At 44.0% G+C, this 13,151-nt stretch carries 10 protein-coding genes; 5 read left to right on the top strand and 5 right to left on the bottom strand.

Annotated elements, in window-relative coordinates:
- Nucleotides 1–17: 17 nt before the first annotated feature.
- From HWQ47_RS01675 to HWQ47_RS01665, 3 genes are all read left to right on the top strand, one after another.
- Complete coding sequence (locus HWQ47_RS01675; RefSeq protein WP_269969480.1) at nt 18–239, top strand: hypothetical protein; 222 nt, start codon at nt 18–20, stop codon at nt 237–239.
- 49 nt (nt 240–288) lie between these two features.
- On the top strand, nt 289–939 hold the full coding sequence (locus HWQ47_RS01670) for a DUF2959 domain-containing protein (protein ID WP_269969479.1): 651 nt from the start codon (nt 289–291) through the stop codon (nt 937–939).
- A gap of 267 nt (nt 940–1,206) precedes the next feature.
- A complete protein-coding gene (locus HWQ47_RS01665; RefSeq protein ID WP_269969478.1) occupies nt 1,207–2,421 on the top strand; it encodes a 4Fe-4S binding protein in 1,215 nt (404 codons plus the stop codon).
- A 1,107-nt stretch (nt 2,422–3,528) separates the two neighbouring features.
- On the opposite strand, the gene HWQ47_RS01660 is transcribed toward HWQ47_RS01665, so the two are convergent.
- The 3 genes from HWQ47_RS01660 to HWQ47_RS01650 form a co-directional block, all read right to left on the bottom strand.
- Nucleotides 3,529–4,664, bottom strand: a protein-coding gene (locus HWQ47_RS01660; protein ID WP_269969477.1) for an IS3 family transposase whose coding sequence is annotated in 2 segments (ribosomal slippage) — nt 3,529–4,439 and nt 4,439–4,664 — 1,137 coding nt in all. Because the reading frame shifts where the segments join, the coding sequence is not laid out codon by codon here.
- Between the two features lie 576 nt (nt 4,665–5,240).
- Complete coding sequence (locus HWQ47_RS01655) at nt 5,241–5,615, bottom strand: DUF2541 family protein (RefSeq protein ID WP_269969476.1); 375 nt, start codon at nt 5,613–5,615, stop codon at nt 5,241–5,243.
- Nucleotides 5,616–5,904: 289 nt separating this feature from the next.
- Nucleotides 5,905–7,407, bottom strand: a complete 1,503-nt coding sequence (locus HWQ47_RS01650; protein ID WP_269969475.1) for an aminotransferase-like domain-containing protein — start codon at nt 7,405–7,407, stop codon at nt 5,905–5,907.
- Between the two features lie 132 nt (nt 7,408–7,539).
- Here HWQ47_RS01650 and HWQ47_RS01645 point away from each other — a divergent pair, with 132 nt between their 5' ends.
- Entirely contained in the window at nt 7,540–8,055 is a 516-nt protein-coding gene (locus tag HWQ47_RS01645) for a GNAT family N-acetyltransferase (protein ID WP_269969474.1), read from the top strand.
- Between the two features lie 75 nt (nt 8,056–8,130).
- A complete protein-coding gene (locus tag HWQ47_RS01640) occupies nt 8,131–9,399 on the top strand; it encodes an MFS transporter (protein WP_269969473.1) in 1,269 nt (422 codons plus the stop codon).
- Nucleotides 9,400–9,510: 111 nt separating this feature from the next.
- Here HWQ47_RS01640 and HWQ47_RS01635 read toward each other — a convergent pair whose 3' ends face one another.
- A complete protein-coding gene (locus HWQ47_RS01635) occupies nt 9,511–11,271 on the bottom strand; it encodes a flavocytochrome c (RefSeq protein ID WP_269969472.1) in 1,761 nt (586 codons plus the stop codon).
- A gap of 152 nt (nt 11,272–11,423) precedes the next feature.
- Entirely contained in the window at nt 11,424–13,100 is a 1,677-nt protein-coding gene (locus tag HWQ47_RS01630; RefSeq protein WP_269969471.1) for an aromatic amino acid ammonia-lyase, read from the bottom strand.
- Between the last annotated feature and the right edge of the window lie 51 nt (nt 13,101–13,151).

Raw genomic sequence — 13,151 nt, 5'->3', positions numbered from 1 at the left:
GTGTAAGGAATAAATAGATGTCACAACAAGGATCTGCGGGCAACGTGATTGCCGCAATTGCTAGCTTTTTCTTTCCCGGTCTTGGCCAACTAGTACAAGGTCGTATTCTAGCCGCACTGCTATTCTGTGTTATCACAATTGTGGGCTATGCCATGTGGTGGCTTATTTTCCCTGCGATAATTGGTGGCTTAGTTCATCTTTGGTCTATTATCGATGCAGCTAGATATAAAGCAGATTAACTGACACTTCAATCGGTTCATTCGGGCATAAACAAGGACACCCTACTTGATGAATAAACATATCTCAATTGCCATTATCGCTACTACTCTTTTGTTGAGCGGCTGTCAGAGCGCTTACTATGGTGCGATGGAAAAAGTCGGTTATCACAAACGTGACATCATGGTCGACAGAGTCAACGATGCCAAAGAGTCACAAGAGGAAGCCCAAGAGCAGTTCAGCTCGGCACTCGAAGAGATGCAAGCACTGCTGAACCACGATGGTGGCGATCTCGAAACAGCCTATAACAAGGCCAAAGATGAGTATGAATCTTCACAAGATGCCGCCGACGATGTGAGCAATCGTATCGAAAAAGTCGAAGATGTTGCCGAGGCCCTATTCGATGAATGGCAAACTGAGATAAGCGAGATCAGCAAAGCCAGTCTGCGTCGCAGCAGCGAGTCTAAGTTGCGCGAAACCAAACGCTCTTATGAGCAGTTAGTTCGCACCATGAAGCGTGCAGAGGGCAAGATGGCACCTGTGCTCACCGCGATGAAAGACAATATGCTCTATTTAAAACATAACCTTAATGCCCAAGCTATTGGCGCCATTAAGGGAGAGTTCACCAGTCTTCAAACTGATATCTCAAGCTTAATTAAAGAGATGAATAAGTCTATCGCAGAGTCGACCAAGTTTATCGCCGCTATTGAAGGGACAAAATAGCTCTCACTATATAAACTATATTCCTAAGCCTGATCCACACTACAACTTGTACTATAGCTGTATTAGTGTTTAGGAATATCTCTGCTCCAACCTTCTGCTAAATTCAATATCATTGCCAATCTCTTCTCCTCTTTGTGATCGCCTTAAAGTAAATAACCTCATAACGGCATTTAATTTAGATCTATCGCACGAAACCAGAATGACTGAAGAACTTAAGCTAAGATGCTCGCCTCTAACGAATACGAACTATTATAAAGCCAAATAAATATGAGTTTCATTGAGTCATTAACGCTTATGTTAGCGTTAGCCTATAGCGCCAGCCTACTTTATTGGAGTGGCAAAAAATCAGGCGCCATTATCACCATCTTACTAGGGATAAGCGCATCGATTATTTCACTCTCTTGGCCCTTAATGGTTACCACAGCTATGGCTGCGGTATCACTGACACTCTTAACTAAACTACGACCAGATCTTGCGAAGGGAGAAGTAAGAGCCAACCAACTGAGAGATGGTGTGCAGCACTTATTAGCACTGTCGATGTTACTGGTTGGTGTACAGTTCGCCGCCAATGCTTTTATGCTCAACGCTGGGATCACACCTTGGTTGATGCGACCCGATGTGGGCGATGCCTTCTTGCCTATTGCTGGCGGAATTGAGATCAAGGCAATACTGACATTAGGTCTATGGGATCAAACTCATCCAGCTGCAGCTGTCATGCTAGCAGTAGTACTACTCACAGGTTTATTGTGCAAACGAGCATTTTGTGGCTGGGCTTGCCCACTGGGAATCGCAGGCGAGTACCTCTACAAACTGCGCAAACGTGTTATCAAATCGGAGTTTATGCCACCAGCCTGGTTAGATTGGCCGCTAAGAATGCTAAAGTATCTGCTATTAGCCGCCCTACTCTACATCATCATCGGTATGCCAGTTGAGTCGATCCCACACTATTTAGCGGGCAACTATCACAAGATAGCCGACCTCAAAATGGCGCTGTTCTTCTTAACGCCAGGCATCATCACCTTAGCCTGTTTCGGCTTCATCTTGGGGCTTGCAGCTTGGCGACGTCAGGGCTTCTGTCGTTATATCTGCCCCTATGGTGCCCTGCTCGGTTTACTCAGCTTCTTCAGCCCATTTAAGATCCGCCGTAGCACACAACATTGCCTAATCGACAGCAAAGGGATGAGCTGCGACAAGTGTACCCGCGCCTGCCCGGCAAGCATCTCAATTCACACCCAGAAAACTATCCACTCCGATGAATGCCAAGCCTGCATGCGTTGCGTCTCTGCTTGCCCAAAACGTGAAGCGCTGCAATTCAGCACTCGCAATGGTTGGACGTTATCCGCTAGAGGATTAACCATCATGCTGTTACTCATCATGTTCCTCATTCCTCTTATCGCTTATATCAGTGGGTTTTGGGTCAGTCAAACTCCGACTGAAATGCGGATGTATTTGATCCAGCATTTGAATGCAATTGGACATTAGTAACCTGAACTCGGGATAAGTCGATTTGAAGTTGATATTTGAGATGACCCTGACACTCATTATCCCGAGTTCAGGTTAACTATCAAACCAAGAAATGTTCGAAACTAATGTAGAATACCGTAATATTATGTTCCTACAGAGTAGAACTCTGGTATATTCCCTGAATTCTGAAGCCTCTAAGTATTAAGGGGCACCAAACGTTCAATTGTCAAATATGTTAGCAAAACATGTAAATATTTTGGATAGTTATTATGCAAAGAGCATGCGCGAGTTATTCACCCAATGATGGTCAACATTGAAATACCAGCTCCAATGATTCAAACATTATTATTAAGATCGCTAAATCGTGGTTTAACGGTAGAACAACTTATAGTTTGCGAGTTATCTACAAGTTTAATTATTAACCAAAAAGAAACACTCACAATTGATGAATTGATGTTCATAAGCTCGTTATATCAAATATAAGTATAGAGACACTGATATTTAAACCAGCTCAATAAATCAATTTAGTCACCCTTACAAAAAAGGATATGTGGGGTCAGTGTAAACTTTATTTTATTACCATACATTTCCTAATGGTACGTACCTACAACAGATCCTTTGCACTAAATGGTTTTTGTCCATAAACGTGCTACGCCTCTTGTAATCGGTGGTGTGAACACGGCTATGACCTTCGACAGCAAGGACGCTGTCGTAGAGCCCACAGGGCAGAAAATGTTCTAGACATTTTTCTGCATTTCCTCCACTGACCCATAGGGATATGGGAAATGTCTTTAAAGCGTCAGGAACGCTTAAGACCCTGGAGGTCAGATATACTTGCGCCGTGTCATAGAAGTATTTGCACATGGAACGCACCAAGTAGCAAACACAATTTGAGCTGTAGGTTTACGCTTGGAGATAGAGCAGTCACACCTTTACACAACTAACTCTCCCCCAGTAGAAGTACCTTCAGCTTTTCTCCGTGAACTTCGTGTAGCGTAACGCTTTGTGGTGAGAACTTTATTTTGCCTTTTCACTAAAGTACAAACAAAGCTATTAACCACGGAGAACACTGAGAGCACAGAGAGAAGCAATTACGAAAAAGACGGGGCACTGTGATTGAAGTGGTCAACTAATTTTGGCCACGGACTTGGAATCATTCTGAAATAACCGTTCAGACTCCACTGGAGTCAGCCCACCGTTATACTGATGTGGCCTGACTTGATTATAATATCTCACGATATAATGGCTTATTGCCTTCTTACCATCATAAAATGAAGGGTAACCCGCCCTTGGCATCCATTCTGTTTTAAAACTTCTAAAAAATCGCTCCATTGGGGCATTATCCCAACAGTTACCTCGCCGACTCATGCTTTGTTCTATCTGATATCGCCACAATAGCTGCCTAAATTGTTTGCTAGTGTAATGGCAGCCTTGATCTGAATGATACATAACGCCTTTCGGCTGTTTCCTAACAGCAAGTTCCATTGAAAGAGCTTTCTCTGTTAACCCTGTATCAGGCGATTTAGAGGTGGCCCAGCCGATGACTTTTCGAGAAAACAAGTCAATAACGACTGCAAGATAGAGCCACTGGTTTCCTGCCCAGACGTACGTGACATCGCCACACCAGACTTGGTTAGGCTCTGTTACTGCAAATTGTCTATTTAATGTATTAGGGATTTCCAAGTGTTCATTTGTTGCTTTCTTATAGCGATGAGCCTTTACCTGACAACTTACTAAATTTAGCTTTCTCATCATCTTATCTGATTTGTAGCGGCTTAGTAATATTCCTCGTTGAGCTAATATGCTTGAAATAGTTCTTGCGCCAGCTGAGCCGCCACTTTCCTTATGTGCTATTTTCACCTCACTCTGAAGTTTAATATCACTCAAGCTTACTTGCTTAGATTTTGAATGCCAATAACGATAACTACTTCGATGAATCCCAAGCACATCACACACCTCTTTAACTGGATAGCTCTGCTTGATATTCTCAACAATTACAAATCTTTGAGAGAGTCTGACACCAAGAGAGCAGTAGCCTTTTTTAGGATGTCGTTCTCTCTTTCCATCCTAATTATTTTTCGTTCTAACTCCCTTATTTTTAACAGTTCAGGCATCAATGGGGTCGCTTTCGGTTTTCCGCCATTCCGTTCATCTTTGAGTTGACGAACCCACTTATCCATTGTTGATTTACCGACTTCCATAGCGTTAGCAGCTTCTAATCTGAATTCGGGAGTAAAGTTACGTTTTAAGCGCTTAGTCATACGATCACCTAAATAATAATGAGGCTATGATATCAACCTCTAACTAGGTGGCCAAATTAACTATGCCACTTCAGTCCTCATCAGTTAAGAGAACAGGCTTGAAAGGGAGTGTTCCTCTTTGAGCTACATACTCAAGAGTTTGACATAACAATTCAGATGGCATGGACAAATATAAACTGTAAGCCAAATCCAAGAGATACTTATGTGATAGCCAGAGTTAGGTGTGAATACGACTGTAACCTTCGACAGCAACGAGCAACAAACACAATTTGAGCTGTAGGTTTACACTTGGAGATAGATCTGCCACATCTTTACCCCACTAACTCTTTCCCAGTAAGAGTCTCTCCAGCTTTTCTCCGTGAACTCTGTGTAGCGCTCTGTGGTGAGAACTTTATTCAGCCTTTTGTCTAAAGCATTCAGATGAATATGGTAAAGCCATGTGACAATAGTCAAGAGATAGGGGGGGGGCAAACTGGATGAACACTAAGGGTCACAGATAAAAGGAACAGCGAGAAAACAACAAAGCCAATATTCTTGCGAATATTGGCTTCCAATGATTAAGCACTTCGGCAACGATTACTTACGACCGTAAACTCGAACGCCAGCTTTTGAACCGTAAGGCTTACCAAATACTTCCAGACTAGTGACACAGCGTGAATAAGCGAATTTTCGCCAGTCGGTCTTCTGATTTTCAGCTAGACCACGATTAAAGTGAAAAGTACGGCTCTCACCATTTTGAAAATTTACTTTCACGCGCTTCAGGTTCATGCCTCTTTCGGCCTTAACACGGATCGATTTAGCCTTACGGCAAAGGGGAACAGGTATCACGGCCTCGTTACTACCTTTAAGTACTATAGTGCGACCTAAAGTGAATTGATCCGCTTGAGCAGTAGTCGCGCCCAGCAACATTGAACTTACGAGGATGCAAGCCAAAATTATTTTTACAGTCATTTATATTTAATCAGATAATTAAGAAGTCGCTACCCTAGTGAATGTTATGGATTAACGCTAGCGCTTAAAGCCAAGTTTTACCTAGTTTGAGCTTTATTTCTTAATTAATCTTACATTTGTTTGCATCTATTTTTACCCTCAACTAATGCTTTCTTGCTTGATAACATAATAGCAAAATGTTAACGGCCTATAGAACAACCACAATTGATGGACACTAAGCTGGGCTTGAGGATCGGCGCTTTCAAACCTCCAGTTATACCAATCATTTAATACACGGAGAAAGCAAAAGCTAATTCCCTTTATCATTCTTGAGTAAGCTAGTCGAAGACTCAATGACATATGACTCGATGATTTGGGCGAGTCGCTTGATGCCGGCTTGCATTTTATCTGTCCAAGGTAGACCGAAGGTGATGCGGAAACAATCTTGATACGCTGCCGCTTTTTTATCGCCCTTTTGAACATCAGCTTGATGGCTAAAGGTAAACATCTGTCCTGGCGCTATCGATAAATTGTCGGCAATTACGAGTTGCCACAGGGCTTCACTGGATAGTTGATTAGGCAATTTGAACCAGATGCAAGGGCCGCCTTCGGGTTGGCTGATGTAGAGGCCTTTGGCTAATGCTTGTGGGAGGTATTGAGTCAAAATCGACTGCGCGGCGATGTAATTTCCCATCAGCTGCTCTCTTAATTTAGACATGAGCTTATGGTATTGGCCAGTTTCCATTAACTTATGCACCATCAACTGCAGTGCAATACTGGGCTCCTCTCCCGCCGTTTGCTTCGTAAATTGACACTCACCGAAGGTATTGCAGCAGATAAGATAACCTAGGCTAATCGTTGGCGATAAGGTGTCATAGAAGTCGCCTATCGAGATCACCTTACATGGCGATCCTTGGGGGACTAGCGCGACTAAGCAGCTAGGCCGTTGCCGGCCAAAATAGAGCTCAGAGCGATCGTATTCGATAAGCGACACCTTATGGGATACGGCCCAATCGATAAGCGCAAGTTTATCGCCGTCCGATAGCACTCTGCCTGTCGGATCGGAGAAGCTAGGGTTCACTAACAAGCTTGTAAAAGGTTGAACTTGATAGGCCTTCGACAGTAAAGCCAGCTCATCTCGATAATCTATCTGCTGTGGCACTTCAATGACGTCGATATTTAATTGGGTCAATATCGCCTGAAAATAAAATGACACCGGAGACTCTACCGCCACGGTCTTACCAATCGCTTTCGCCGCCATCAATGCCTGTAATAGCCCATCCTGTCTACCGTTAGTGATTAACACGTTATCTGGAGTCAAGACCTGCCCAGAGCTAGAAAGATGGCGACAGATCTCATAACGCAGCCCATCTAGCCCCTCGATAGAGGTATCCATCAACAGCTTATAGGGACGCTGAGCGACCACTTGCCTATGCAAACGATTGAGCAGTGCCTCATGATCAATCACCGAGCTTGGCGCCGTGCAGGAGAGGGGCAAAATATCGGGATCGTTAAATGAAAACTGCACCGCCTTAGCCAGCGATTGCCCGGCCTTAACCCGATTAATAGTTTGACCGTAATTAGGCGTGTGCTCACCTGAACTTTGCATCCGATGATCGACAAAATAACCGCGCTTGGGCTTGGCGTAGATCCAGTCCTGTCGCTCCAACGCCAAATAGGCTTGAGTGACAGTCGACACCCCGACTCGGTGATCTCGGGCATATTGCCTCACCGAATCCAGCTTACCCGTCAGCAGACCCGCTTTAATCGCGGCGGTCACCTCATCGACAATTTGTTGGTACTTAAACCCCATGACCTTCACTCTCCCTAGACAACGAATAAACATTGCCTATCTGTATTGGGTTTTATTTAAACAAACTGTATCTGTTTTGTTTTTAGATTTCCAGATAGAGTGGCAACTCAAATCTGCCACTAAGGAAACACGATGAAACTTATCACCGAAACAGAGCGCCTTATCATTCGCGAGTTTAATCTCGGTGATGCGCAGGCGGTACTGCACTTCAATACGCCTGAGGAGGTGAACCGCTTTACCGGAGATGCCGGCATGTGTGCAAGCCTGAGTGACGCCGAAAATATCATCACCGAGATCTGGCTAAAAGAGTACCAACAACATGGGTTTGCTCGCTGGGTAATCGTGCTTAAAGAGACTGGCACTACCATAGGGTTTTGCGGTTTCAAACAGGAGACTCGCATCGAGGCTGTCGACATAGGTTACCGATTACACCCTGACTATTGGGGCAGAGGTTACGCCACCGAGGCCAATTTAGCCTGCATCGAATACGCCAATAAAAATATGGACTTAGACCATATATTAGGCGATGTTGTCCATGAAAACACAGCTTCTGCCAATGTGCTGCAAAAGCTAGGCATGCGTTTTCAAAGCCAATATCAAGATATGGGCTTCGATGTCGACCGCTATGAGATTTTTTTAAACGATTAACCAAAAGTATCAAGCTAATACCTTGATTGAAAGCTAGCGACTTTCAGTTAAACCGTGACGTGTTAAGGATGATTTGTGCAGAGTGACGTTTCAATAAAACGATTTAAACAGTTCCCCCGCTTAATGTGGATCTTCCTGTTCGGCTCATTTATCACTCGTGGTAGTTATTACATGGTGTGGCCTTTTTTAGCGGTCATTTTATATGAAAGATTTGCCTTATCAGCAACGGAAGTCGGATTAATCTTGTCCGGTGCTGCCATGATCTCGGTATTCACCAGTTTTATTGGTAGCGCGTTATCCGATCGCATTGGTCGTCACCGGTTAATGTATTTAACCGGTGTACTCTATATCATCTCATTCTCACTGCTAGCAGAGGCCGATACCGTTACCTCCTATGTCATAGTGATGACCCTATGCTCCATTGCAACCTCACTTTGGCGACCACTGACATCGGCGGCTATCGGCGACATTATTGCCGATCCACAAACCCGTGAACTGGCGATGCAATCACTCTATTTTATCGTCAATATGGGCTGTGCCATCGGTCCACTGGCTGGGGTGTGGCTAGGGCTTACTGGTGAGCAGTCGAGTTTTTACATAACTGCAGGTGCCTTTGCCATATTGTTAGGCTTGCTGTTTTGGGGATTTAGAGACCAAGCAGCGCTCAAGTCATCCACTGATAATCAAACAATAGGCAAGCAAACAGACAAGCCAGCTGATAGCGCACAACAACCGGCGACACGCAGACAGATCATCGCAGTGTTGTGGCAGGACAAGCTGTTTCAGTGTCTGATATTCGCCAATATTATCTGCATGTTTATCTATGCACAGATGGACAGTTCACTAATCCAATACCTAACTCGCGCTGATGCCCCTCATCTGCTGGAGCTGATCTCAGCGATGATATTTACTAATGCCATGGTGATTATCTCAACCCAGTTTTTATTATTAAAGCTCATGTCAGACTTTAGCATCACAGCAAGAATTCAGTTTGGGTTAGTGTTGCTGATGATCTCGCTGGTGTGGTTCGCGGTGAACCCCATCGATCTATTTTGGGGTTGGATAGGGGCGGTGATCGTGATCAGTCTCGCAGAGACCATTACCTTCCCCACCATGAACGTGCATATCGATAGGCTAGCACCACAACATCTGCGTGGCGCCTATTTTGGCGCAGCTTCCTTCTATGAGTTTGGCTTTGCATTTGCTCCACTGGGAGGAGGTATCATGCTGGATCATTTTGGTGGCTTCTGGTTATTTATGACTTGCGCTGCACTCTCTGTGTTGGTGATCTATCTCTATGGCACACTCGATAGATTACCACGGCCAGATTTTGAACAAGTTTAAGTTGAGGTATTAAGCCTTCACCCCTACCTAACTCAGATGGTAGGATTTACCCATTTTTTTGATAAAAAAAGCCGATCAACTCAGTGATCGGCCAACTTTTTATATCTTCGATTATTGGGCAGCGGCTTGTTGTCCGGCGATACGACCAAATACGATAATATCAGTATAGGCGTTGCCACCTAGACGGTTAGAGCCATGAGTTAGACCTGTAACTTCACCCGCAGCGTATAAACCTTTGATGATGCCGCCATTGTTGTCTAACACTTCGGCTTTAGTTGTGGTCGCGATACCACCCATAGTGTGATGTACAGATGGGGTAGCTTTTAAGATCCAATACTTGCCTTCAGACATATCGACTAGGCCTACACGGTTGTTGAATGCTAAGTCCTTACCTGTCGCTGCATATTTGTTAACATCCCTGATCGTGTTTTGCAGTGCTTCTAAAGGAATATTGAATTTCGCAGCGGCTTCTTCGATGCTGTCAACTTCAAACATTAAACCACGAGAGTTCAGATCGTTAAACTCGCCCGGATGCATGTCGATAGTCTTAGCAAGATCATCAATCTTTTGATTCCATATCACATAAGTGTACTTGCCTGTTTGATTCAGGATAGCGTTAGATATGACATCGCGGCGATCAAGCTCTTCAACAAAGCGCTTACCCTCTTGGTTAACTAAGATAGCACCAAAGAAACGCGCATCGGCGATCAAGGCGATAGCACCTGTTTCAGCGTTACAGATTGGGTATGCTTGGATCTCGCCTAGGTTAGCAGTTTTAGCGTTAACAGCTGCAGACATCACGATACCGTCACCAGTCGCTCCAGCATGGTTAGTCGTGCCATAACGCTCATCGTATTCTGGATTGAACTTCTTACGCATTTCGATGTTAGCACCAAAGCCACCAGCAGCCATTACCACCGCTTTCTTAGCGTAGTAAGTGATAACCTTGCCATTCTTCATCGCCTTCACACCGACAACTCGACCCGCTTCATCTTGGATAAGGTTAATTGCGGTGGTGTTCGTGTGAACAGGCAAACCAATCTCTTCAGCCTTAATTGCAAACTTGCTTAGCACTTCTGCGCCTGTGTGCCCCTTAGGGATAACAGCACGTTTAACTGAATGACCGCCAAACTGGAAGATCTGATCTATGTAAAAATCAACTTTGATGTCGTCACGCAACCATTCGGCTGCTGCAACCGCATTGTCAGCCATTACGCGTACCATTTCCGGGTCACCTTTGTAATCGCCACCCTTTAGCGTATCTTCGATAAACAGCGCCTTGCTGTCTGTGATACCCATGTTTTTTTGAACCCAGCTACCTGCAACGTTCATTTCCCCGCCTGAGATCAAAGAGTTACCACCTATGATAGGTTGCTTCTCGATGATAACGGCAGAAACGCCTGCTTCAACCGCTTCAACACCAGCAGAGAATCCCGCGCCACCCGCACCGATAACAACAACGTCATAAGTATATTCAGATGGTTGTGCAACTAGTTTTTCGCCATTGATGACAGCAGTCGCCACAAGCGTAATACCTGCTAGTTCTGCAGACTTAGCAACCGCATTTTTTAAGCCATTAGATGTTGCTGTTGCACCAGAGATACCATCGACGTTAACACTGTTGTTATCTATAATTGCTTGCCTAACGTCTTTATAAACCGCAGCCGATAACACTTTATTCTCTTTTTGTTTTACGATATCAATTGCTGTTACTTTACCATTTTCGAAAGTCGTCTCTACAGTGATATCACCATGCCGACCTTTAGCCGTACCTTGTGATTTAATAATTTCACTTGTTACTGCACAACCAACTAATACTATTGGTAGCGCAACTGCTACACCTAGCACTGACTTTTTTAACATAAGTTTCATAAAGATCTCTTATAAGAATAACGAGTGTTTAATCGAACGGTAAATTATATTTACAACTATAATTATTAATACGAAAAGGCATCGAAGCATAAGTTCGATGCCCTTTATTAGAAGCTAAATAATAACTTACTTAACTTTTATATTATTTATTCTTAGTATTTCATTAAGAATTTTTGTGATGCTTCAATGTCGACTGTGAAAGTACGGGTATCATCAGCATAGAACTCTACAGTTTCACGTAAACCTTTTAATAGCGCCTTGTTAGCATCAGAAAGATCTCGATTATAAACTTTCTTCTGCAGATCTAATGCTTGACCATAAGTCATTAACTCGAATGCGTAGATGTAAGAAACACCATCAACAACAGTGGTCAAGTTCTTAGAAGCCTGATGGAAGTTACTGAAGTTATCTTCGATACCGCCTTGGTTAGCCTGTCCATAGAAAGAGACTGGATTAGACGCGTGGGCGATATTAACAAATAGTGCAGTGAAACCATTTTGCAGCGTATAGAAACTCTGGCCATTGGTATCATCTGGATTCACAAGCGAACGTGGTAGACCGGTGAAGTATGGATCGATCATCTTAATTTGACGATTTGATGAGTATTTACCTAACTGAGCCATCGCGATGCTGAACGCTTCAGTCGTCGTTGCTAACTGAATAGTGTCAAAGTTAGCAGACGAGTTAATCGCACCAGATACCTTGCCATCAGTGAAGTACTGTTCAACTTGTGGATACTTGTTGAAACGTGAGTGCTTAGCATTCAGGTATACCGTTGGGTTATCGTCAGAGCTATTGATCTGAATGTGTACCAACTCTTCAAGGTTGTTGTACTGGCTGATAGCATTAGCTACAGGCCAATGGGCGCCACGAAATGACAGACTGTCTTGTAGAGGACGATTTTCGTCACGTTGGAATAGGTAACCACCTTCAAGGTTGTTAAGGATGTCGTTACCCACTTCCTGTACATGTGGCATAGGACGAGCGTCTAGCGTATGGGGAAGAATTGGGCTGATATTACCATTGATAGATTCGAGACCCGCAGCAATAAGCTTAGGAGAGAACTCAAGCAACTGCTCCGCTTGACCCATAGCATGTACTAACTGCGCTGTTGATATAGCGTTGTTAGAAAGGATAGATAAGCCATCTTTACCAAATGGTATTAGCGGCTTAATACCCGCAGCTTTTAGCGCCTTAGCAGCTGGCATGCGTTCGCCTTTATAGAACACTTCATGCTCGCCCATCATAGCTGCACCTATGTGCGATGCTAATAGGATATCTGAAAGGCCCACTGAACCATTTGAAGGAACGACAGGGATGATGTTCTTGTTGACGAACTGTTCGTACAAACGAGCAACGTCAGACTGAACACCAACATGACCAGTAGCAATTTGGTTTAGGCGAATAGTCATCGCCATACGCACTACTGATTGATCGATTGGCTCGCCAGATGCTGCGGCGTGAGTGAATAGCATGTCACGGTTGAAGTCTTCAGATAGCTTTACAGCTTCATCAGACATCTTGCCATCTTTACCGAAAACCTCGGTATCTTTGTTCTTACCAACGCCAACAGTTAGACCGTAAACAGGTGTTCCTTGACGAGCAGAATCCATCAACAGATCAAAACTGTCCTGAATGTTCTGCTTACCTTTTTGACTTACTGTAACGTTCGCTTCACCACTTTGAACTTTAAGCAGTTGCTCAATAGTTAGATCTGTACCTGTTAGGCTGATAGTCTCAGCCATAACACCGAATGTCACCATCGGAGCGACACCACAGCTTAATGCAATAACCAAAGAGCTTAGTTTCAACTTATGTTTAACAATCATTTTTATTCCTTTGTATATTACGGTGTGATGTCACACTGGCCCGTATAAAAT

It is taken from the genome of Shewanella sp. MTB7, from assembly GCF_027571385.1.
In the GTDB taxonomy this organism is placed as follows: Bacteria; Pseudomonadota; Gammaproteobacteria; order Enterobacterales; family Shewanellaceae; genus Shewanella.
The sequence above is the reverse complement of the archived record's forward strand: the minus strand, read 5'-3'. Positions and strand labels throughout refer to the sequence as shown.